This is a genomic window from Streptomyces venezuelae, assembly GCF_008642335.1.
Classification (GTDB): Bacteria; Actinomycetota; Actinomycetes; order Streptomycetales; family Streptomycetaceae; genus Streptomyces; species Streptomyces venezuelae_F.
In genome coordinates this window covers 6,795,869-6,817,538 of record NZ_CP029191.1, presented here as the reverse complement: position 1 = coordinate 6,817,538, position 21,670 = coordinate 6,795,869, and the positions used below count along the sequence as shown (strand labels likewise).

General features: G+C 70.8%; 19 protein-coding genes and 1 pseudogene. 6 read left to right on the top strand and 14 right to left on the bottom strand.

The annotated features are described in order from the left end of the window. Position 1: 1 nt before the first annotated feature. From chvE to DEJ49_RS30485, 5 genes are all read left to right on the top strand, one after another. Positions 2 to 1,123: a multiple monosaccharide ABC transporter substrate-binding protein gene (gene chvE, locus DEJ49_RS30505; protein WP_411757213.1), complete on the top strand. Its 1,122-nt coding sequence runs from the start codon at positions 2 to 4 to the stop codon at positions 1,121 to 1,123. A 17-nt stretch (positions 1,124 to 1,140) separates the two neighbouring features. Beyond that, on the top strand, positions 1,141 to 2,679 hold the full coding sequence (mmsA, locus tag DEJ49_RS30500) for a multiple monosaccharide ABC transporter ATP-binding protein (RefSeq protein ID WP_150188576.1): 1,539 nt from the start codon (positions 1,141 to 1,143) through the stop codon (positions 2,677 to 2,679). A 10-nt stretch (positions 2,680 to 2,689) separates the two neighbouring features. Next, positions 2,690 to 3,919, top strand: a complete 1,230-nt coding sequence (mmsB, locus tag DEJ49_RS30495) for a multiple monosaccharide ABC transporter permease (protein WP_223833046.1) — start codon at positions 2,690 to 2,692, stop codon at positions 3,917 to 3,919. A gap of 37 nt (positions 3,920 to 3,956) precedes the next feature. Continuing rightward, a complete protein-coding gene (locus tag DEJ49_RS30490) occupies positions 3,957 to 5,108 on the top strand; it encodes an aldose epimerase family protein (RefSeq protein ID WP_150187084.1) in 1,152 nt (383 codons plus the stop codon). A 227-nt stretch (positions 5,109 to 5,335) separates the two neighbouring features. After that, on the top strand, positions 5,336 to 7,084 hold the full coding sequence (locus tag DEJ49_RS30485; protein ID WP_190329496.1) for a chitinase: 1,749 nt from the start codon (positions 5,336 to 5,338) through the stop codon (positions 7,082 to 7,084). Between the two features lie 44 nt (positions 7,085 to 7,128). Here DEJ49_RS30485 and DEJ49_RS30480 read toward each other — a convergent pair. Next, positions 7,129 to 8,010: pseudogene (locus tag DEJ49_RS30480) on the bottom strand (LacI family DNA-binding transcriptional regulator); the annotation flags it as partial. A gap of 396 nt (positions 8,011 to 8,406) precedes the next feature. Between DEJ49_RS30480 and DEJ49_RS30475 the strand changes: the two are divergent. Continuing rightward, a complete protein-coding gene (locus DEJ49_RS30475; RefSeq protein ID WP_150187082.1) occupies positions 8,407 to 9,189 on the top strand; it encodes a hypothetical protein in 783 nt (260 codons plus the stop codon). A 44-nt stretch (positions 9,190 to 9,233) separates the two neighbouring features. On the opposite strand, the gene DEJ49_RS30470 is transcribed toward DEJ49_RS30475, so the two are convergent. From DEJ49_RS30470 to DEJ49_RS30410, 13 genes are all read right to left on the bottom strand, one after another. After that, a complete protein-coding gene (locus DEJ49_RS30470) occupies positions 9,234 to 9,980 on the bottom strand; it encodes a GAF and ANTAR domain-containing protein (protein WP_150187081.1) in 747 nt (248 codons plus the stop codon). 58 nt (positions 9,981 to 10,038) lie between these two features. After that, positions 10,039 to 10,710, bottom strand: coding sequence for an ANTAR domain-containing protein (locus tag DEJ49_RS30465; protein ID WP_150187080.1), 672 nt, complete (start codon positions 10,708 to 10,710; stop codon positions 10,039 to 10,041). A gap of 129 nt (positions 10,711 to 10,839) precedes the next feature. Continuing rightward, on the bottom strand, positions 10,840 to 11,598 hold the full coding sequence (locus DEJ49_RS30460) for a metallophosphoesterase (protein WP_150187079.1): 759 nt from the start codon (positions 11,596 to 11,598) through the stop codon (positions 10,840 to 10,842). Beyond that, a complete protein-coding gene (locus DEJ49_RS30455) occupies positions 11,595 to 11,849 on the bottom strand; it encodes a hypothetical protein (protein WP_150174055.1) in 255 nt (84 codons plus the stop codon). The genes DEJ49_RS30460 and DEJ49_RS30455 overlap by 4 nt, the downstream gene beginning before the upstream one ends. After that, complete coding sequence (locus DEJ49_RS30450; RefSeq protein ID WP_150187078.1) at positions 11,846 to 12,550, bottom strand: nucleotidyltransferase family protein; 705 nt, start codon at positions 12,548 to 12,550, stop codon at positions 11,846 to 11,848. Before DEJ49_RS30450 ends, DEJ49_RS30455 begins: the two co-directional genes overlap by 4 nt. A gap of 157 nt (positions 12,551 to 12,707) precedes the next feature. After that, positions 12,708 to 13,517: an SDR family oxidoreductase gene (locus tag DEJ49_RS30445; protein WP_150187077.1), complete on the bottom strand. Its 810-nt coding sequence runs from the start codon at positions 13,515 to 13,517 to the stop codon at positions 12,708 to 12,710. A gap of 106 nt (positions 13,518 to 13,623) precedes the next feature. Further along, positions 13,624 to 14,127, bottom strand: coding sequence for a DUF5709 domain-containing protein (locus DEJ49_RS30440; protein ID WP_150187076.1), 504 nt, complete (start codon positions 14,125 to 14,127; stop codon positions 13,624 to 13,626). A gap of 106 nt (positions 14,128 to 14,233) precedes the next feature. Then, complete coding sequence (locus DEJ49_RS30435; protein ID WP_150187075.1) at positions 14,234 to 14,620, bottom strand: VOC family protein; 387 nt, start codon at positions 14,618 to 14,620, stop codon at positions 14,234 to 14,236. Next, positions 14,617 to 14,958 carry an ArsR/SmtB family transcription factor gene (locus tag DEJ49_RS30430; protein WP_150187074.1) on the bottom strand — a complete coding sequence of 114 codons (342 nt, stop codon included), beginning with the start codon at positions 14,956 to 14,958 and terminating at the stop codon, positions 14,617 to 14,619. Before DEJ49_RS30430 ends, DEJ49_RS30435 begins: the two co-directional genes overlap by 4 nt. A 32-nt stretch (positions 14,959 to 14,990) precedes the next feature. Further along, entirely contained in the window at positions 14,991 to 15,716 is a 726-nt protein-coding gene (locus DEJ49_RS30425; RefSeq protein WP_150187073.1) for a class I SAM-dependent methyltransferase, read from the bottom strand. Positions 15,717 to 15,874: 158 nt separating this feature from the next. Then, complete coding sequence (locus tag DEJ49_RS30420; protein WP_150187072.1) at positions 15,875 to 18,358, bottom strand: SpoIIE family protein phosphatase; 2,484 nt, start codon at positions 18,356 to 18,358, stop codon at positions 15,875 to 15,877. 179 nt (positions 18,359 to 18,537) lie between these two features. After that, positions 18,538 to 20,973 (bottom strand): MFS transporter, encoded by a 2,436-nt coding sequence (locus DEJ49_RS30415; RefSeq protein ID WP_150187071.1) that lies wholly within the window; start codon positions 20,971 to 20,973, stop codon positions 18,538 to 18,540. 221 nt (positions 20,974 to 21,194) lie between these two features. Then, positions 21,195 to 21,638 (bottom strand): SRPBCC family protein, encoded by a 444-nt coding sequence (locus DEJ49_RS30410; protein ID WP_150187070.1) that lies wholly within the window; start codon positions 21,636 to 21,638, stop codon positions 21,195 to 21,197. Positions 21,639 to 21,670: the final 32 nt, after the last annotated feature.

Below are 21,670 nucleotides of genomic sequence, written 5' to 3'. Positions count from 1 at the left end.
CGTGACCATCCGCAGACGCACCCGCCTCGCCGCCGCCGCGGCCGCCGCCCTCCTGCTCGGCACGCTGACCGCCGCGTGCGGTCAGGAGGCCAAGGGCGGCAGCCGCTACAAACCGGACGCGGGAGAGGGCGCCACCATCGGCCTCGCGATGCCCACCAAGTCCTCGGAGCGGTGGATAGCCGACGGCGAGAACATGGCGAAGCAGTTCCAGAAGGCCGGTTACGAGACCGATCTGCAGTACGGCGACGACAAGGTCGAGAACCAGGTCGCCCAGCTCGAGAACATGATCACCAAGGGGCGCAGTCTCCTGGTGGTGGCCGCGATCGACGGCTCCGCGCTGACCGACGTCCTGGGGCGGGCGCACGACGCGGGCATCCCCGTGATCTCGTACGACCGGCTCATCCTCGGCACGGAGAACGTCGACTATTACGCGTCGTTCGACAACGAGCGCGTCGGCCGCCTGGAGGCGCAGTACATCGTCGACAAGCTCAAGCTGGGCAAACCGGGGGACAAGTCCGGTGACTCGTACAACATCGAGCTGTTCGCGGGGTCGCCGGACGACAACAACACCAAGTACTTCTGGAACGGCGCCATGAAGGTGCTGCGCCCGTACTTCGAGAGCGGCAGGCTCACCGTCCGCAGCAAGCAGACGAGGATGAACCAGGCCACCACCCTGCGCTGGGACGGCGGCACCGCGCAGAAGCGCATGGACGACCTGATCAGCAAGAACTACGGCTCGGCGAAGGTCGACGCGGTCCTCTCGCCGTACGACGGGATCTCGCTCGGCATCATCTCGGCGCTGAAGAGCGCGGGGTACGGCTCCAAGAGCCGGCCGCTGCCGGTGATCACGGGGCAGGACGCGGAGCTCGCGTCGGTGAAGTCCATCATCCGGGGCGAGCAGACGCAGACGGTGTTCAAGGACACCCGCAAGCTGGCCGCGCAGACGGTGGCCATGGGCGACGCCGTCCTGAACGACAGGAAGCCGAAGGTCAACGACACGACCGGCTACCACAACGGCAGGAAGACCGTGCCGGCCTATCTGCTCGACCCCGTCAGCGTGGACCGGAGCAACACGCAACTCCTCGTCGAAGAGGGGTACTTCACGGCGGGGCAGCTCAAGTGAGCCGGCCGGTGCTGGAGATGCGCGGCATCACCAAGACGTTCCCCGGCGTCAAGGCGCTCTCCGACGTGAATCTGACCGTGCGTGCCGGGGAGATCCACGCGATCTGCGGCGAGAACGGCGCGGGCAAGTCGACGCTGATGAAGGTCCTCAGCGGCGTCCACGCCCACGGCAGCTACGACGGCGAGATCCACTTCGAGGGCGAGCGGATGGCCTTCAAGGACATCCGGGCCAGCGAGCGCCGCGGCATCGTCATCATCCACCAGGAGCTCGCCCTCGTCCCCCACCTGTCGATCGCCGAGAACATCTTCCTCGGCAACGAGCAGGGCAGCCGCGGGTTCATCGACTGGCACGGCACGCTGCGCAGGGCGAGCGCGCTCCTGAAGCGGGTGGGCCTGGACGAGAAGCCGCAGACGCCGGTCGCCGACATCGGCGTGGGCAAGCAGCAGCTGGTGGAGATCGCGAAGGCGCTGTCCAAGGAGGTGAAGCTGCTGATCCTGGACGAGCCGACCGCCGCGCTCAACGACGAGGACAGCGCGAAGCTGCTCGACCTCATCGTGGAGCTGCGCGAGCAGGGCATCGCCGGCATCATCATCTCCCACAAGCTGAACGAGATCCGGGCCATCACGGACTCGGTGACGATCCTGCGCGACGGCCGGACCATCGAGACCCTGAGGGTCCGCGAACGCCCGGACAGCGAACCGCGGTTGTCGGAGGACCGGATCATCCGCGGCATGGTCGGCCGCGACCTCGACCACCGCTTCCCCGACCGCACGCCCTACGAGGGCGAGGACGCGGGCACGCTCGCCCTCGCCATCGAGAACTGGACGGTGCGGCACCCGGTCGACCACCAGCGCACGGTCGTCGACGACGTGTCGCTGACCGTGCGGCGCGGCGAGATCGTCGGCATCGCGGGGCTGATGGGCGCGGGCCGCACGGAGCTCGCGATGTCCGTCTTCGGCCGCTCCTACGGGCAGTACGTCACCGGTACGGTGTCGGTCGGGGGCCGCGGGGTCGTGACGAAGACGGTGCCCGCCGCGGTCGAGGCCGGTATCGCGTACGTCACCGAGGACCGCAAGCAGTACGGCCTGAACCTCATCGACGACATCAACCGCAACATCTCCCTGGCCTCGCTGCCCGGCATGCGGCGCAGGGACGGCTTCGTGGACGGGCACCACGAGCGGTCCGTCGCCGAGCGCTACCGGAAGTCGATGAACATCAAGGCGCCCACCGTGTTCGAGCAGGTGGGGCGGTTGTCCGGCGGCAACCAGCAGAAGGTCGTGCTCAGCAAGTGGATCCACGCCGACCCCGAGGTGCTGATCCTCGACGAGCCGACGCGCGGCATCGACGTCGGCGCGAAGTACGAGATCTACACCGTCATCGACCGGCTGGCCGCGGCCGGCAAGGCGGTGCTCTTCATCTCCTCCGAGCTGCCCGAGCTGCTCGGGATGTGCGACCGGATCTACACGATGGCCGAGGGCCGGCTGACCGGTGAGGTCGCCCGCGCGGACGCCACCCAGGAACTCCTGATGCGCCACATGACCAAGAACAGAAGCTGAGGCCTCCGCCATGACCACCACGACCGAGCCCGCGCGCGACACGACGTCCGCGCCACCCGCCCGGCAGTCCGTCGGCGAACTGCTGCTGCGCAGCGTGCGCTCCAACATGCGCCAGTACGGCATGCTCATCGCCCTGGCCTTCATCGTCATCCTCTTCCAGATCTGGTCGGACGGCGTCCTGCTCCTGCCGAGCAACGTCTCCAACCTGATCCAGCAGAACGGCTACATCCTGATCCTGGCCATCGGCATGATGATCGTCATCATCGCGGGCCACATCGACCTGTCCGTCGGCTCGCTGGTCGCCTTCGTCGGCGCCATGTCGGCGGTGATGATGGTCAAGCACGACATGCCGTGGGTGCTCGCGCTCGTCCTCTCGCTGCTGATCGGCGCGGTCGCGGGCGCGTGGCAGGGCTTCTTCATCGCGTACGTCGGCATCCCGTCGTTCATCGTGACGCTGGCCGGGATGCTGCTGTTCCGAGGTCTCACCCAGATCGTCCTGGAGGGCCAGTCGCTCTCGCCGTTCCCCGACGGCTTCCAGAACATCGCCAAGGGCTTCATCCCGGAGATGGGCCCGTACACGCAGTACCACAACCCGACGCTGGTGATCGGCTTCGCGACGATCGTGTTCCTGGTCCTCCGCGAGTGGCGCAGCCGCAAGCAGCAGCTCGCGTACGACCTGGACGTCACGCCGACGAGCCTGTGGGCGGCCAAGCTGGTCGCGATCACCGCGGCCGTCGTCGCCTTCACCCTGACCCTCGCGAGCTTCCGCGGTGTGCCCGTGGTGCTGCTCATCATGTGCGGTCTGCTGATCGGGCTCGGCTACGTCATGCGCAACGCGGTCATCGGCCGGCACGTGTACGCGCTCGGCGGCAACAAGGCGGCGGCGAAGCTGTCCGGCGTCAAGGACAAGCGCGTCACCTTCCTGATCTTCGTCAACATGGGTGTGCTCGCGGCCCTCGCGGGCTGTGTCTACGCGGCACGCCTGAACGCGGGCACCCCGCAGGCGGGCCTGAACTTCGAACTGGAGGCGATCGCCGCGTCGTTCATCGGCGGCGCGTCGATGAGCGGCGGCGTCGGCACGGTCATGGGCGCCGTCATCGGCGGCCTGGTCCTCGGCGTGCTCAACCAGGGCATGTCCCTGGTCAACATCGGCACGGACTACCAGCAGGTCATCAAGGGCCTGGTGCTGCTGGCGGCGGTCGGTTTCGACGTCTGGAACAAGCGCAAGGTCGGCCGCTAGCACTCCCCCCGAATTCCCCCCCTTCCCGGAGGCGCACATGGAAACGAGCAGACGCACCGTGCTGGCGGCGGCGGCCGCGGCCGGCCTCACCTCGACCGTCGCGAGCGGCACCTCGTACGCGACGGAGGGCGCCCGGCCCACGAAGGAGCTGTTCGGCAGGCTCGCCGACGGCACCAAGGTGTACCGCTGGTCGCTGGCGAACGGCGGCACGCGGCTGAAGGTCCTGTCGTACGGCGGCATCGTCCAGTCCCTCGAACTGCCGGACCGGCGCGGCCGGTACGCGAATGTCTCCCTCGGCTACGACAACGTCGAGGCGTACGTCGCCGGGGACACGTTCTTCGGCGCTCTCATCGGCCGCTACGGCAACCGCATCGCGCGGGGCCGCTTCACCCTGGACGGCACGACGCATCAGCTCTCCGTCAACGACGGCGAGAACAGCCTGCACGGCGGAGCGAAGGGCTTCAACACGCGGGTGTGGGACGTGGATCCGTTCACCGGCCCCTCGGGAGTCGGCCTCGTCCTGCGGTATGTGAGCGTCGACGGCGAGATGGGATACCCCGGCACGCTCCGTGTGAAGGTGACGTACACCCTCACGCCTCGCGGCGACTGGCGCATCGACTACGCGGCGACGACGGACAGGGCGACCGTCGTGAACCTCACCAACCACACGTACTACAACCTGGCGGGCGAGGGCAGCGGCAGCATCCACGACCACGAACTCGCCCTGAGTGCATCCAGGTTCACCCCCACCGACGCAGGTCTGATCCCGACGGGTGAGCTGGCGCCGGTCGTGGGCACGCCCTTCGACTTCCGGCGGGCGAAGGCCGTCGGCGAGGACATCCGCGTCGCGCATCCGCAACTGGTGGGGGCCAAGGGGTACGACCACAACTGGGTCCTGGACAAGGGCCTCACCCGCCGCCCCGAGCCCTTCGGGACCCTGCGGGACCCGGCTTCCGGCCGCACGATGAAGATCGCCACGACGGAACCCGGCGTCCAGTTCTACTCCGGCAACTTCCTCGACGGCACCCTGGCGGGCCCCTCGGGCCGCACGTACCGCCAGGGCGACGGCCTCTGCCTGGAGACCCAGCACTTCCCGGACTCCCCGAACCAGCCGTCGTTCCCTTCCACGGTGCTGCGGCCCGGGGAGACCTACAGGTCGACCACGGTGCACGCCTTCTCGGCGCGCTGAGCGGAGTCGGTGCGGACATCGGAAGGTGCGAGGGCGATCCTCGAAGCGCTTCGATGCTCGGGGTTCGATGGTGTTCATGTCAAGGTCAGGGCCGCCCGCTCCACGTTCACCTCACCGGACGTCTTGACAACCCGATTGGTCTGGACCAACGATGCGCACAGCAGTAGCGCGGTGGCCACCGTCGTTTCACATCCGCTCCGCTCCTCACCTCTTCCTGGAGGCACCCCGTGGACCGTGTACGTCAGGGCAGACCCGGCTTTCGCCGGAGATTCGGCGCGGTGCTCGCCGTCGGTGCGGCGAGCGCACTCGCCGTCACCGCGCTCGCCGCGCCCGCGCAGTCGGCGGACGCTACACGGGCCGGCGCCGCGGCGGACGTCCAGGCGGACGTCAACGTCGCCAAGAACGCCGGGTTCGAGTCGGACCTGAGCGACTGGACCTGCGCCGCGAACAGTGGTGCCGCCGTCACCTCACCCGTGCACGGCGGCGCCAAGGCGCTGAAGGCCACCCCGTCGGGCCAGAACCACGCCGAGTGTTCCCAGCTCGTCAAGGTGAAGCCCAACTCCACGTACAAGCTCAGCAGTTGGGTGCAGGGCGGCTACGCCTACCTGGGCGCCCGCGGCACCGGCACCACCGACGTGTCGACGTGGACGCCGGGCACCTCGGCCTGGCAGCAGCTCTCCACCAGCTTCACCACCGGCGCGAACACCACGTCGGTCACGGTGTACACGCACGGCTGGTACGGGCAGAGCGCGTACTTGGTGGACGATGTCAGCGTCTTTGGGCCCGACGGGGGCGGCGGCACCGACCCGGTGGAGATACCGGCCGTGCCGACCGGCCTCAAGGCGGGCGCGACGACGCCCAAGTCGGTGGACCTGTCCTGGACCCCGTCCTCCACGGCCACCGGGTACACCGTCTACCGCGACGGCGCGAAGGTCGCCTCGACCAGCGGCGCCTCCACGACCGTCACCGGCCTCGCCCCGGAGACCACGTACGACTTCCAGGTGAGCGCCTCGAACGCGGCGGGCGAGTCCGCCAAGTCGGCGGCGGTCTCCGTACGGACCCCCAAGGACGACGGCGGCAACGACGGCGGCACCGTGCCCAAGCACGCGCTGACCGGCTACTGGCAGAACTTCAACAACGGCGCGACGGTGCAGAAGCTGCGCGACGTGTCGTCGCAGTACGACATCATCGCCGTCTCCTTCGCCGACGCCACCACCACGCCGGGCCAGATCACCTTCAACCTGGACCCGGCCGTCGGCTACACCTCCGTCGCCGACTTCAAGGCGGACATCGCCGCGAAGAAGGCCGCGGGCAAGTCCGTGATCCTCTCGGTCGGCGGCGAGAAGGGCACCATCTCCGTCAACAGCGACGCCTCGGCGACGGCCTTCGCGAACAGCGCGTACGCGCTGATGCAGGAGTACGGCTTCAGCGGCGTCGACATCGACCTGGAGAACGGCCTCAACCCCACCTACATGACGAAGGCGCTGCGCCAGCTCGCCGCGAAGACCGGTCCCAAGCTGGTCCTCACGATGGCACCGCAGACCATCGACATGCAGTCCACGTCCGGCGGCTACTTCCAGACGGCACTGAACGTGAAGGACATCCTCACCGTCGTCAACATGCAGTACTACAACAGCGGTTCGATGCTCGGCTGTGACGGCAAGGTCTACAGCCAGGGCAGCGTGGACTTCCTGACCGCGCTCGCCTGCATCCAGCTCGAGGGCGGCCTCGACGCGTCGCAGGTCGGGATCGGCGTCCCGGCGTCGCCGCGCGGCGCGGGCAGCGGCTATGTCTCGCCGACGATCGTGAACAACGCCCTCGACTGCCTCGCCCGCGGCACCGGCTGCGGCTCGTTCAAGCCGTCGAAGACGTACCCGGGGCTGCGCGGCGCCATGACGTGGTCGACGAACTGGGACGCGACGGCGGGCAGCGCCTGGTCGAACACGGTCGGCCCGAAGGTCCACAGCCTTCCCTAGGGCCTGGGGACCGTCCGGGACGGAAGCGACCGGTGGTCCGGCGGTCACCGGTTGGAGGGCGGGCGCGGGATGGGACCCGTGCTCGCCCTCACCGTCAGTTCGGGGGCGAGGAGTTCGACGCCGTCCGTGCCGCGCCCCGCGAGCCTCGCGACGATCCGCTCCACCGCACGGCGCCCCATCTCCTGCGCCGGTACGGAGACCGAGGTGAGCCGCACGGACGCCCCGACGGCGACCTGGTCGGGGCAGATCGCCACCACCGAGACGTCCTCGGGCACCGCGCGTCCCCGCTGCCGCAACAGCGCGAGCAGCGGCTCGACGGCCGACTCGTTCTGCACGACGAAGCCCGTCGTCCCTGGCCGCTCGTCGAAGATGCGGGCGAGGGTCGTGGCCATCGCGTCGTAGCCGCCGTCAGTGGGGCGGTGCAGCAGACGCAGGCCCAACTCGCCCGCGCGCGAACGGAGTCCGTCCAGGGTGCGTTCGGCGAAACCGGTGTGGCGTTCGTACACCGCCGGCGCCTCGCCGATGAGCGCGACGTCCCGGTGGCCGAGCCCGGCCAGGTGCTCCGCGCACAGGGCGCCCGTCGCCGCGAAGTCGAGATCCACGCACGCCAGTCCCTCGGTGTCGGCGGGCAGACCGATCAGGACGGCGGGCCGGTCCCCCGCACGCAGCAACGGCAGCCGCTCGTCGTCGAGTTCGACGTCCATGAGGATCATCGCGTCGGCGATCCCGCTGCCGGTGACGCGGCGGACGGCGGCGGGCCCTTCCGCGCCGGTGAGCAGCAGCACGTCGTACCCGTGGGCCCGGGCCGTGGTCGTGACGGCGAGGGCGACCTCCATCATCACCGGCACGTACATGTCGGTGCGCAGCGGCATCATCAGCGCGATGACGTTCGACTTGGCGCCGGCGAGCGCGCGGGCGCCGTGGGACCAGTGCAGTTCGAGGACCGGCGTCCCGAGCCAGCACTCCTCGTTGAGGGGGATGCGGACGGTGTTGGCCTTCCAGTCCGCGATGGCACGGCCTCGCCGCCGGCAGGACGCCGGCCGGCACGGCGAGCGTGCGTAACGGACGTGGGGGGTGTCGCACGACGAGCAACTCCTTCGATAGCAGCGCGGAGTAGGAGCGCTCCCACCGCCAAGGCATTACAAGAACATGTCAAGATGTTCGGCGCGTATCGGAGTGTCGAATCAATTCGACGAATCGCCCCGCCCCGAATCCTTGGAGCCGCCACCCTGATCCCCCAACGGCTCATTCGGACAGCACCCAATTTCTTCTCCGGGTAGCTTCGGAAATCCACTCCCCAGAACCCGGAGAAGCGATCAACCATGCACAGATACTCTCTTCGCGGCACCCCCGGTGTGCGGCTCCGCACCCTCGTCATCGTGCTGATTTCGGCCACGATCGCCGCGGTCATCCCCTTCCAGGCCCAAGCCTCCGACCGGCGCGACGAACCGGGCAGACAGAGCTACGAAAGGCTCGTCAAGAACGGCTCCGACTTCCGGAAGAAGTACGTCAAGGAAACACCGGAGAAGTCCCGCGAACTGATCGAGCGCACGAAAGAAAAGGTTCTCTCCGGAAAGATCGCCGTACATCTTCCCGAGGGAGCCGGAATCGACGAGGCAGGCGCCACCGTGCGCGTGTCGCGCTCGACCGGCACCCGCATCGTGTACCTCCCGTACGCGGGCACCGCGGCCGTCCCCAGCATGCTCGCCACCGTCTACGACCGTTCCGGTCGCGTCACCCAGACCATCGAGCACGTCTACCAGGCCGGGAGCGACGGCTCCGTCCGAGTGCGGGTCTGGACCGACGGAAAGGCCACGCTCGACAAGACGGCGTCACCGACGGGCGAAGTGAGCGGCACGCCCAAGGACGCGTCGACGGCCGCGGAGTCCGTGACACCCATCTCGCCGCAGAAACTGACGGCCTCCACCTTCTGGGAGCGCTTCAAGGCCTGCATGATCCGTCAGGGGTACACGATGGCGACCATCGCGGCGATCGCGGCCACATGTTCCGCCTGCGTCGCGGGCCCGCTCGCGTGCATCCCGTGCCTGGTCACCATCGGGATCACCGAGTTCGCCGCGATCTACTGCGTCTACAACGCTTCATAGACGTCAACGGTTCCCGCTCGTCCCGCCGACGTACGACCCGGGCGTCAGCCCTCGGCCGGGTGGTGGTGGGGCGACGCGGCGGGGGGCAGTGGGAGGTCGCCGGTGTCGACGACGTGGCGGGCCACGGCGGTGAGCAGGAGACGGTGGCTGCGGGCGTGGCCGCGCATGGCGGCGAAGGCGTCGTCGAGTGACGTGTTGCGGTGGGCCGCGAGGAAGCCCTTCGCCTGCTCGATGGTGATGCGGCTGTGCAGCGCGGTGTGGAGCTGCGCGTTGACGGCCTCGGTGTCCTTGAGGGCGCGGGCGTGGAGCAGACCGATGGTGGCGGCGTCGGCGAACGCCTGGGCCATGACGAGGTCGTCGGCGGGCAACGGGCTGTCGGTGGCGCGCAGGAGCAGCACGCTGCCGAGCGTGTCCTCGCGCAGCCGCATGGGGACGGCACTGGCGTACGTGTAACCGGCCTCGCGGGCCTGGGCGGTGAAGTCGCCCCAGGACGCGGGCGCGGTGGCGAGGTTTCCGGGGCTGATGACACTCGCGGTGCGGTAGGCCTCACAGGCCGGCCCCTCGCCGAGGGCGAGATCGAGGACCGCGGCCAGGGTGGGGCTGGGGTCGCACGGGGCGGGGCTGTACAACTGCGGCCCCGGATAGCCCAGCAGGACGGCGACGTCGGCGACCGCGAAGATGTCGCGACAGCGGACGGTGAGTTGCTGCAGGAAGTCGATGACGTCGAAGTCCGCGACGAGTGTGTCGGCGAGTTCGACGAAGGTTGCGGCGATCTTCTGTTCTCGGCTCATAATGCCTTGACTCCTCGGTGCGCGGGTGCCCTACGACGGCCCGCACCGGTCAACGGGTTCACGAGGGCAGTTCCCGGAGGATCTCGCGGGCGGTCTCGGTGACTGCTCTGCCCTCGGCGAAGGCCTGGGCCCGCAGCCTGACCATCGCCTCGCCCAGGGGCACGCCGAGCCGGCAGCTGAGCACGCCGGTGGCCTGGTGCACTTCGGCCCAGTGCAGGTCGACCGTGCCGGCCTCGCCCTGCCCGTCGGTGGAACTTTCGTTGCCCGGCCGCCAGGCCAGCAGCCGGCCGGCCAGCGCGTCGGCCACCCGCAGCCCGTCCGCCGACTGCTGCGGGGTGAGCGGTCCGGGCGTCCTGCGGTAGCCGGTCAGCGACCCGAGCCGCACCGCGCCCGAGCGGACGGGCCAGACGAAGACCGCCCACACGCCCAAATCCCTGGCCTCGGCGGCGAACTGCGGCCACTCCTCGGCGGCGTCGCGGGCCAGGTCCGGCACCTGGTGAGGCACGTCGGTGAACTCCGCCGCCACCCCGGGCCCCTGCCCCAAGGTGAACTGGGCGTCCTCCAGCCGCGCGCTGACACCGTCGCTGAACCAGACGAGTTCCGCGCCCCATCGCAAGGAAACCGCGATGCCGCCGAGCCCGAGCGCATGTGCGCACTGCACGGCCCACTCACGGTGTCGGCCGCCGTCGACGGCCTCCTCCAGCCCGACGAGCAGTTCCTGCAAAGTCACCCGTTGCCCCATCACTGAGCCTTCCGCGCCGTGCGGCGAACCGGTTCCGGAAGACAACCACGTTCCGTATCCAGAAGGCTACTCCCCTACGTCCCCTCCAGGAGACGCCTGTGCCGAAGTCCGGTCACGTCACTCCGCCGCGGCCGTCACGGCCTCCGCCGGGCTGCGGTCCTTCAGGTGGTACACGCTGAACGCCTTGCGGATGACGGGCTGGGCGACGTTGCGGACCGGGACGCCGCCCGTGGTCATGCCGTGTTCGGTGCCCGCGTGCGCGTGGCCGTGGACGGCCAGGTCCGCGCCCGCCGCGTCGACGGCCTCCGCGAGCAGGTAGCTGCCGAGGAACGGGTAGATCTCCAGGGGCTCCCCCGCGAGCGTGTCCGGCACGGGCGCGAAGTGCGTCAGCGCCACTCGCGTACCGCAGCCCTGCTCGGCGAGCTCTTCCAGGGAGGTGCGCAGGCCGTCCGCGCAGCGGCGGGTGTAGCGGATGAACTCCTTCATCAGGGGTTCACCGAACTCGCTGCCGCTGCGGCCGACGAAGCCGCCGCCGAACCCCTTGGTGCCCGCGATGCCCACGCTCGCCCCGTCGACCTCGACGACCGTGCCCTCCCCTTCGAGGACCCGTACGCCCGCCTCGCGCAGGACGGCGGTGACCGCTTCGGGCTGTTCGTCGTGGTGGTCGTGGTTGCCGAGCACGGCGACGACGGGCACGGGGAGACCGGTCACCTCCCGGGCGACGACCTCCGCCTCCTCCGGCGTGCCGTGCCGGGTGAGGTCCCCGGCCAGCAGCAGCAGGTCCGCGCAGTCGGGCAGCGTTTCGAACGCGGGCCGGAGCACGCCCTGGCTGTCGAGGCCCATGTGGATGTCCCCCACGGCTGCGATGCGGATCATGCGAGTTCCTCCGGGTGGTCCGGGGCCGCCGATTCGGCCACTACGACGTCGAAGTGGACCGTCTCGCCGTCCAGTTCCTCGTTCACGGTGCGCAGCAGCTCGTCGCGGCAGTGGGTGGTGGGCACGGTTCCGACGACCGCCACGGACGATCCGCGCGGCTCGACGCGGATGCCGAGCTCGCCCAGTTCCTCGGCGGCGAGCCGCTCCTTCAGATGGGCGATGCGGTACTCGACGTGGGCCGGGTCGTTCATCCGTCTCCTCCTCGCGGTGCGATGACTTCCAGACGTTCGAGCAGGTAGAGGAAGGCCGCCGGCATCGGCGCGGACCCGAACGCGTCGCGGAGCGCCGCCCAGTCGACCCTCTCGCGCAGCTGCCGTGCGATCGGCAGGACGGCGCCGAAGTCGCAGTGGTGCTCGGAGAAGGCGGCGAGCAGCGCCCGTACGAGATCGGTCGGGGCCAGGACCGGCATCTGCACGGAGTCCACCGGCAGCTGCACGGCGCGGCCGAGCAGTTCCGTGGTGACCGGCTCGCCGCCCAGTTCGAAGATGAGGTCGATGTCCTGGCCGAGGCACTTGGCCTTGAGCAGCCAGTCCTCGGGCGGCGCGTACACCGTCAGGCCTGCCTCCTCCAGTGTCGCCGCGACCGCCTCCGCGTCCTCGGGCCTGATGGCGAAGTCGGCGTCGTGCTGGAGGTTGCCGGTCCCGCCGTGCGCGTACACGGCGACGCTGCCGGCGAGGGCGAAGTCGTGCTCGCCTCTCTTGAGGAGCGCGCCGACCTGCTTGGCGGCCTCCAGGATGGCCTGGTTGAGGTCGGGCGGAAGATCCTCCGCGGGCAGGTCGTGATGGACCGCGGACGTCTCGGCGCGGGGGGAGCCACCGGCGTACGGGGCATGCGCGCCCTGCGCGTCGGGGGCCGTGTCCTGTCGGGTGAGGTCTTCTGCGTTCGGCGTCACCTGCTGCTCCGTTTCCGGACCCCGGCATGCGCACCCGCACGGACCGTGCGGATCGTGCGGGCCGGTGCTGTCCGACGATCCCTGCTCCAGGCAGCTCCGGTACCCGGGCCGCCGGGTTCGACACGGGCCGGTTGCGGCACGGGTCCCCGGGTCCGGTTCAGGGGCGGCGCCACTCGTCGCTCCGCAGATGCGAACCGGCCTGGGGTCCCATGCGCACCATGCCGCCGTCGGCGACGTACGACGCGCCGGTCACGTAGGAGGCGTCCGGGCTCGCGAGGAAGGCGATGACGGCGGCGATCTCCCTGGCGTCGCCCGGTCGGCCGAGCGGGATGCCGGGCCGGCTCACCTCGTGCACGTCCGTGTCCTCCTGCCCGGTCATGGGCGTGGCGATCTCGCCGGGCGCGACGGCGTTGACGGTGATGCCGTGCTCCGCGAGTTCCAGGGCCATCACCTGGGTGAGCAGCCCGAGTCCGCCCTTGGCGGCGCAGTAGGGGGCCGCGCCCACGCGGGGCTGGTGCTCGTGCACCGACGTCACGTTGACGATGCGGCCGCCCCCGCCCTGCCGGATCATGCGCCGCGCGGCGCGCTGGCCGCAGAGGAACGGGCCGATGAGGTCGACGTCGACGACGCGCTGGACGTCGGCGTGTTCGAGGTCGAGGTAGGGCGTCGCCGTGCCGGTGCCCGCGTTGTTGACCAGGACGTCGATGCGGCCGAGGCGCTCGGCGAGGTCGTCGACGACGTCCGCGGCACCGGGGAGCCGGGTCAGGTCCATTCGGGCGACTTCGGCACGCCGGCCGTGCCCGCGCACCTCCTCGGCGGTCTGCTCGGCACCGTCCTCGTCGCTGTGCCAGGTGATCCCTACGTCCATTCCCGCGGCGGCGAGCCGGACGGCCGTGGCCCGGCCGATGCCGGAGTCCGCGCCGGTGACGACGGCCACGCCGGGGCCGGAAGAGGTGGGGACGGTCATGGAGGTCCTCCTGCTCGTGGAACGGATCACTCGTCGCCCTCCGCCCAGCTTCGGGCAGAGCGACACATCCCGCCCGCGGGCGGCATGCCGCGGCCGTGCGCCGTGCTCAGTCCCGGTCGTCCCGCACCGGCGGCAGATCCTCGTCGGCGACGATGTGGACCGCCGCCTCCTCCGCGCCCGCCGCGCCGCCGTCGATGCCCTCGTCGCGGGCGACGACCTGCTTGTCGACGTCGGTGTGGGCGCCCTCGTCGGGGGCCACCAGGCGGCCCGCGCGGTCCCGTCCGGCCTCCGGGTCCATGGGCTCGCCCTCGCCGTCCGGCAGGTCGCCGATGCCGTCACGGCCGGGGCGCTCCGCGTCGGGCACCTCCTCGTCGGGGACTTCCTGCCGCAGCCGCTCGTCGAGCGTCTCGCCCTCGTGCTGCTCCGCCGCCGTCGTGCCGGTCTTGTTCACGCCGAGCGGCTTCTCCGGCGGCGAGTAGCCCTCGTCGAGCATGTCGTCGTACGTGCGCTCGTCCAGCGCGTCCTGGAGGTCCAGCGGCGCCGCGTCCTCCTGCTCCTCGTTGTCGCCGGTGGGCTGGTAGGCGTCGTCCGCCATGTTCTGGTCGCTCATGACTACCTCGCGCTCGGGGGTCCGGTTTGTCGCGCTCGCCCTTCGATGGTCGCGCACAGCCCTTCGTAGTGCCCGCGACGCACTCCCCCAAACGATCAGCCGACCGTTAGGCCGTGTGCATGATCTGGATCAGGTTGCCGCAGGTGTCGTCGAGGACGGCGACGGTGACGTCGTCCATCTGGAGCGGCTCCTGGGTGAAGCGCACGCCGAGCCCGCGCAGCCGCTCGAACTCCGCGGCGACGTCGTCGACGGTGAAGGCGGCGGCCGGGATGCCGTCCTCGACCAGCGCCGCCTTGTACGGCTTCACGGCCGGGTGCCCGTCGGGCTCCAGGAGCAGCTCCGTGCCTTCGGGGTCCTCGGGCGAGACCACGGTCAGCCACCAGTCGTCGCCGACCGCGACCTTGTTCTTCTGCTGAAAGCCGAGTACGTCGGTGTAGAAGGCCAGGGCCTTGAGCTGGTCGTCGACGAAAACGCTGGTCAGGTTGATCCTCATGGGGTGCTCTCCGTTGCGTCGGGGGCGTCTGCCTCGGGGGCTTCGGTCTCCAGGGTGTCGGCCTCGGCCGGCCTGAGCCATCTGGTCATGACGCGCTCCAGGGGCGCGGTGTCGAGGTCGTGAAACTTGTAGCGGCCCTGGCGCCGCGTGTGGACCAGGCCCGCCGCTTCGAGCACGGCAAGGTGCTGGCTGATCGCCTGCCGGGAAAGGCCCAGGCCGTGTCTGGTCAGCAGCCGTGAGCAGATCTCGTACAGGGTCTGGCCGTCCCGCTCCACGAGCCCGTCGAGGATGCGCCTGCGGGTGGGGTCGGCCAGTGCCTTGAAGACATCCTCTTCCATGACCGGAGCTTATGCAAGCAGCGCCTTGCCTATCAACCCGTGCGCCCGACCACCAGCCACCTCGACGGCAGCTCGATGCGCGTACCGTCGGACGTGAACTCCGTCGTCGTGAGCGGGAGTTCCCCGGACGCCAGCACCGCGAGCCCGGCCCCTTCGACGTACGAAGCGACCGAAGCATCGGCGACCTCGGCGGGCGCGAGGCCGTGCGCGAAGATCGGCGCCAGCTTGGGCGGCGGCCCCGCGGGACCCCGCGCCAGGCCCAGCAGAACGGGCCGTGCCGCCTCCGAGGGTTCCACGACGAAGGCTCGGCCGCGCTCGCCGAGCAGCGTGGCGATGCTGTCGAGCAGCGGCTGCCGGTCGGCGGGGTCGCACTGGTGGAGTACGCCTCGCATGTAGACGTTCGCGTCGCCGATCTCCGCGTGCAGCTGCTCCGCCTCGCTCTTCTCGACCGCGTCGAGCTCCCGGAAGTCGACCTGGTCGGCGGGGTCCGCGCGGCGGGCGCGTTCGAGGGCCGCCGCCGACAGGTCGACGCCGAGGACGCGCGGGAAGCGGTCGGCGAGGAACCGCGTCTGGGTGCCGTTGCCGCAGCCGAGGTCGACGACGGGCAGGCCGGCGGTGGTCATGTGCGGTTCGAAGAGCGCGAGATGGAGACCGGCGGTGAGAATCGGCTCGGCGTCCCAGAAGACCGCCCCCGGCTCGTCGGGGGCCTCCCGCCAGAACCCTTCCCACGCCGCCCTGTACCGACTCGTGACGCTCATGTCCGTGCTCCCCGGGGTGCGACGCAGCCGCCGAAGCCGACGACGAGATCGGTCTACCGCGCCCCGGTCGCACGGACAAGCGCCCGCGCATTCCTTCACCGTGCATTCGGTACGCCGACGTCGCGGCGCCCGCCGGACAAATCCTTCCGCAACGGCCCCTAGCGCCGCGGCAGCGCCAGCTCGCACCAGACCGTCTTGCCCGCGCGCGTGCGGCTGGTCCCCCACTCCTTCGCGAGACCGCTGACCACGCGCAGGCCGCGTCCGAACTCGTCCGCCGGGCCCGCGCTGAGCAACGTCGGCAGGGTCTGGTCCTCGTCCTCGACCTCGCACACCAGGACGCCGGAGCGGACCATGCGCAGGTCGATCCTGCTGCTGCGGGCGTGGCGCACGACGTTGGTGACGAGCTCGCCGACGACCAGCTCGGCGGTGTCGCTCAACCCCTCCAGGGACCAGCCGCGCAGCTGGGCGCGGACCATGTCGCGGGCCCTGCCCACCTCCGCGGGGTCGACGGCGAGCCGCCAGTGCGCGACGTTCTCGGCCGGGATTCCGTTGAGCCGCGCCATCAGGAGCGCCACGTCGTCCTTGCGGCCGCCGCGCGTGTTGAGGGCGCGGATGATCGTGTCGCAGGCGTCGTCCATGGACGCGGCGGGGTGCGCGGCGGACTCGGTGAGCGTGGCGAGGCCGACGCCGATGTCCTCGCCGCGGACCTCGACCAGGCCGTCCGTGCACATCAGCAGCCGGTCGCCGGGCGCCACCCGCATCGTGACCGACTCGAAGGGCACGCCGCCGACGCCGATGGGCGCCCCGGTGGGCAGGTCGAGGAGCTCGCTGCGGCCGTCCGCGGCGCGCACGAGGACCGGCGGGATGTGGCCCGCGTTGGCGAGGTGCAGCTCGCTCGCGATCGGGTCGTAGACCGCGTACAGGCAGGTCGCCAGATAGTGCTCGCCGAGGCGCTGCGCGAGGTCGTCGAGGTTGCGCAGGAGCTGCTCGGGCGGCAGGTCGAGGGCGGCCATGGTCTGCACGGCCGTACGCAACTGCCCCATCATCGCCGCCGAGTTGAGGCCGTGTCCCATCACGTCGCCGACGACGAGGGCGGTTCGGGAGCCGGGCAGTTTCACGGAGTCGAACCAGTCGCCGCCGACCCGGCCGAGGAGCGTGCCCGGCAGGTAGCGGGTGGCGATGTCGCAGCCGGGCATCCGGGGCTGGATGTGCGGCAGCATGCTGTCCTGGAGGGTGTCGGCGACGCTCTCCTGGTACGTGTACATGCGGGCGTTGTCGAGCACGAGGCCCGCGCGGGCGGCCAGTTCGGCGCCGGTGACGCGGTCCATGTCGTTGAAGACGGGCCGCTCCCGGTGGCGGAGCAGGATCATGAAGCCGAGCACCACGTTGCGCGCCTTGAGCGGGACGACGAGCATCGAGCGGTGGTTGATCAGCGGGCGGATGTCGCGCTTCTCGAACTGGGAGGCGATGGCGTTGCCCATCTCCTCGGTGATGCGGGGCACGAGCACCGGGTCGCCGGAGGTCATGCACTGGAAGAACGGCGTGTGGGCGGGGAACGGCATGGACTCGCCGACCGGCACCACGTCGTCCCAGCGTCCTGGCTCGTCCGTGTGCTCCACCGCGACCCGGTGCCACATCGTGGTCTCGTCCGGCGGCCCCTCGGGGAACCCCTCACCGGCGACGACCTGCTCGCGCAGATAGGTGCCCGCGACGTCCGTGAAGCGCGGCACGACGGCCCTGCTGACCTCCACGATGGTCCGCGACAGGTCGAGCGAGGAGCCGATCCGCCCGCTGACCTCGTTGAGGAACTCGAGGTGCTCGCGCACGGCCGCGTACTCGAGGTCCTCGCCCTCGTCGTCGACGGCGTCGGGGGCCACCGGAAGGCCGCGGGCGGCCGCCTGCGCGGCGCGCTGCCTGCGCTCCTTGCGTTCGGCGCGGCGGGCGACGCCCCAGTCCGGGGTGACGGGCACCCGGTCGTGGTGGCTGAACTCCAGGACGGGATAGCCCAGTTCGAGCACCTGGGCGACGATGCGGGCGCTCTCGCCCACGCTCATGCTCGGCAGGATCTCGGGGAGGCGGGCGGCCAGCTCGTCGGCGCCGGGGAAGTCCGTGTGCAGGGCGAAGCCGGGCGCGATGCGCTCGACCCGCAGTTCCCGCTCGCTCCGCTCGGTTCGTTCGTTCCGCTCGGTTCGAGGGTCCTGGCCGCTCTCGGGCCCGTCGTACGCCGCCAGGCGCGCGGCGTCCGCGGCGAGCACGAGGAGCCGCTCGGGTCCCGGCCCGACCAGGGGGTACGCCCACCAGAGCACGTCGACGCGGCAGTCGCCGCCGCTCCTCGATCCGGTGAGCCGGGCACGCCCGGCGGCCGGGTAGGAGATGCGCCGGTCGAGGGAGGTCTCCAGGTCAGGGCCGAGCCCGTCGAACGCTCCGTAGGACTCGCGGTCCTCGGGGATCGCGCCGTGCACCGGAAGCAGGTCGCCCACCGGACGGCCGACGGCGTCCTCCTTCTCGTACCCGAAGAGGCGGCGTGCACCGACGCTCCAGTGCGAGACGAGTCCGGCGCCGTCCACGACGACCACGGCGAGCGGGATGCGGCCGGACGCGGCACTCTGCGTCGGCGGCTCGCCCGGAGTGCCTTGTTCCATGGCTCATGCTCCTTCCCGCGGCAGCGCAAGATCTGAGCCGCCACCAACCACCGTACGGCGCTGGCGGGTTGCCGTGCGGGGCAATGCGGGAATTGGCCCGGACCGCCCCGGGCACCGGCGCACGCCCCCACGGGGCGCCCCGCCGGTGCCCGCCGCCGCGCCCCCGCCGCCGGAACGCCTCAGTCCTCGTGACCGAGCTGCAGGTCCCGCTCCGTGCGGCCGCCGCCCGCGACCTGGAGGACGGTGGCGACCGGCGGGTAACCCGCCGCGATCACGGTGTACTCGCCGGACGAGAGGTCGACGAAACGGAAGGTGCCGTCCGCCTGGGTCGTCAGGGTGTCGACGACGTTCCCCGCCGCGTCGAGCAGGGTCACGCGCGCGTCCTCGACGGGCCGGCCGCCGCCGGCCCGCACCGTGCCGCGCAGCACGGCGCCGCCCGCGAGCTCGACGTCCTGCCGCGTCTCGCGCGAGGCCTGCACGGTGACGGGGAGCGCGGCGGGGCGGAACGCGGGGGCGCTCGCGGCCAGGGTGTACTCGCCCGCCACGAGCTCGGTGATGACGTAGCTGCCCTCGCGCCCGCTGCGGGTGGTGGCGACGACCTCGCCGCGGACGTCGGTGAGGGTGACGGCGGCGTCCCTGACGGGCGTCCCGTCGGCGGTCACCACGGTGCCCGCGAGGCGGCCCGCACCGCCGAGGACCACGTCGAGCTCGACGGGCCGCTCGCCGACGGTGACGGTGACGGCCTGTGGCTGGTGCCCGCCGGCCGCCGCGATCAGTACGAACGATCCGGCGCCCGGCGTCGCGAGGGCGTACCGCCCGTCCTCGCCGCTCGCGCCGCGTCCGATCTGCTGTCCCGCCACGTCGATGAGGGTGAGGGCGGCGCGCGGCACCACGGTGCCGTCGGGGTGCTGCACGGTGCCGCAGACCGGGACCCCGGCGGTGTACGCCGTCGCGCGGGCCTGCGGGACGGCGCCGACGGTCGCGGTGTCGGCGGCGGGTGCGTTGGTGGAGGTGGCGCTGGACAACAGGGGGGTCTCCTTGAGGAAGAAGGCGAGCAGCATGCCGAGGACGAGCACCGGCACCAGGTAGAGGAAGATCCGCGGCATCGCGTCCGCGTAGGCCTGGATGTAGCCGTCGCGCAGCGGCGCGGGCAGCGCGTGGACGAGCTGCGGGGTGATGGACTCGGCGTCGGGCACGGCCGCGCCGGACCCGGCGGGGAGCCGGTCCTGGAGCGCGTCGGCGAGCCGGTCCGCGAAGAGCGTGCCGAAGATCGCGGCGCCCACGCTGCCGCCGATCTGCCGGAAGTAGTTGTTGGCGCTGGTGGCGGTGCCGAGGTCGGTGGGGCGTACCGCGTTCTGCACGGCGAGCACCAGGACCGGCATGACCAGGCCGATGCCCGCGCCGAGCACCGCCATCCAGATGCTGTACTCCAGCCGGGACGTGTCGACTTCGAGGCGCGAGAGGAGCCACATGCCGATGACGGAGAGGATGCCGCCGACGATCGGGTAGATCTTGTAGCGGCCCGTGTGGCTGATGAGCTGCCCCGAGATGATCGACGCGCCGACGATGCCGCCCATCATCGGCAGCATGAGCAGGCCGGACTCGGTGGCGCTCGCGCCGTCGACCATCTGTAGGAAGGTCGGCAGGTAACTGGCCGCCCCGAAGAGGGCGATCCCGACGACCATCCCTACAAGACCGGTGATGTTGAAGACCGGATCACGGAACAGGCGCAGCGGAATGATCGGTTCTGCCGCGTACCTCTCAGCGACGAGGAAGAGCACGCTCGCCGCGACCGCACCGGCGCCGAGGCCGAGGATCATGCGGTCGCCCCACGCGTACTCGGTCCCGCCCCAACTGGTCAGCAGGACCAGGCAGGTGGAGGCGGCCGCGAGCAACAGCGCGCCCAGGAGGTCGATCCGGGCCTTCGCGGTGGGCTTGGGCAGCTTCAGGACGAGGGAGACGACGAGGAGGGTGACGAGCCCGAAGGGCACGTTGAAGTAGAAGCACCAGCGCCAGGAGGCGTGGTCGGTGAAGAAGCCGCCGAGCAGGGGTCCCGCGACCGAGGCGAGGCCGAACGCGGCGCCGATCAGGCCCATGTAGCGGCCGCGCTGCCGGGGCGGCACGATGTCCGCGATGATCGCCTGGACGCCGATCATGAGGCCGCCCGCGCCGACGCCCTGGATCGCGCGGAAGGCGATCAGCTGCTCCATCGTCCGTGACCAGCCGGCGAGCGCCGACCCGATGACGAAGATGACGATCGCGAACTGGAAGACGCCCTTGCGCCCGAACAGGTCGCCGAGCTTGCCGTAGATCGGCAGGCCGATGGTGGAGGTGAGCAGGTAGGCGGTGATCGCCCAGGACATCTTGTCGAGGCCGTGCAGCTCACCGACGATCTTCGGGAGCGCGGTGGCGACGATCATCTGCTCCAGCGCGGCGAGGAGCAGCGCGAGCATCAGCCCGACGAACACCATCCGGACGCGGCCGGGGCTGAGGTGCTCGGCCGTCGGATCGGGTGGTGCGGGGGGCGCGCACGGCGCTTCTCCCGCGCCCCACCCGGCCTCCTCGTCCCGTTGTTCGTCCTGCTCGGCGACCTGCACCAGCGTCGTCCCGCCCACGTACTGCTCCCCTCGTCGCGCCTGCGCCGCCCATTTCTCGCATTGCGCAAGAACGGGGAGCAAGCGCGACGAGTCGGTGTCGTGTGGGGCGCCACGGGCGTATGCGCCGGTCGGAGCCCTACGGCGTACAACGGAGCCGAACAGAAAACCACTCGAAACGGTGAGCGTGAGAACAACACTGATGGCCTAGGCGGGAGTTGGCCGCCCGGCCGTCGCGGAAGCTACTTCTCGACCTCGGCGGCGAGGTTGGCGAGCACGGTGTCGTAGATGCGCCCGAGACCCTTGGGCGCGAAGGTCTTCTCGAAGAAGCCGCCGATGCCGCCCGCGCCGTTCCACACGGTGGTGACGACCACGCGGGACTTGCCCTCGCCCGCCGGGGTCACCGTCCAGGTCGTGACCATGGAGGAGTTGCGGTCCTTCTCGACCAGTTCGCCGTCGGTGGGCTCGCTGACCTCGAGGAGGCAGTCGCGGATGCGCTTGCTGGTGGCCTGCAGCTTCCAGTGGACGAGGGTGCCTTCTCCGTCGCCGCCCTCGCGCACCTCGTACTCGCTGAAGTGCTCCGAAAGGAGCTTCTCCCGCGTGCCCTCGTAGTCGGCCAGCGCGTCGAAGACATCGTCCGGCTGTGCCGTGATGATCCGCTCGGTGACCGCCTCGACCTGCGCCATTGCACTTCCTCCAGCAGTTGTGACTCGGGGAC

Coding starts and splice junctions, on each gene's coding strand:
- mmsA (WP_150188576.1), top strand. CDS start 1,141: ATGCGCGGCATCACCAAGACGTTCCCCGGCGTCAAGGCGCTCTCCGAC.
- mmsB (WP_223833046.1), top strand. CDS start 2,690: ATGACCACCACGACCGAGCCCGCGCGCGACACGACGTCCGCGCCACCC.
- DEJ49_RS30490 (WP_150187084.1), top strand. CDS start 3,957: ATGGAAACGAGCAGACGCACCGTGCTGGCGGCGGCGGCCGCGGCCGGC.
- DEJ49_RS30475 (WP_150187082.1), top strand. CDS start 8,407: ATGCACAGATACTCTCTTCGCGGCACCCCCGGTGTGCGGCTCCGCACC.
- DEJ49_RS30470 (WP_150187081.1), bottom strand. CDS start 9,980: ATGAGCCGAGAACAGAAGATCGCCGCAACCTTCGTCGAACTCGCCGAC.
- DEJ49_RS30460 (WP_150187079.1), bottom strand. CDS start 11,598: ATGATCCGCATCGCAGCCGTGGGGGACATCCACATGGGCCTCGACAGC.
- DEJ49_RS30455 (WP_150174055.1), bottom strand. CDS start 11,849: ATGAACGACCCGGCCCACGTCGAGTACCGCATCGCCCATCTGAAGGAG.
- DEJ49_RS30445 (WP_150187077.1), bottom strand. CDS start 13,517: ATGACCGTCCCCACCTCTTCCGGCCCCGGCGTGGCCGTCGTCACCGGC.
- DEJ49_RS30440 (WP_150187076.1), bottom strand. CDS start 14,127: ATGAGCGACCAGAACATGGCGGACGACGCCTACCAGCCCACCGGCGAC.
- DEJ49_RS30435 (WP_150187075.1), bottom strand. CDS start 14,620: ATGAGGATCAACCTGACCAGCGTTTTCGTCGACGACCAGCTCAAGGCC.
- DEJ49_RS30430 (WP_150187074.1), bottom strand. CDS start 14,958: ATGGAAGAGGATGTCTTCAAGGCACTGGCCGACCCCACCCGCAGGCGC.
- DEJ49_RS30425 (WP_150187073.1), bottom strand. CDS start 15,716: ATGAGCGTCACGAGTCGGTACAGGGCGGCGTGGGAAGGGTTCTGGCGG.
- DEJ49_RS30420 (WP_150187072.1), bottom strand. CDS start 18,358: ATGGAACAAGGCACTCCGGGCGAGCCGCCGACGCAGAGTGCCGCGTCC.
- DEJ49_RS30410 (WP_150187070.1), bottom strand. CDS start 21,638: ATGGCGCAGGTCGAGGCGGTCACCGAGCGGATCATCACGGCACAGCCG.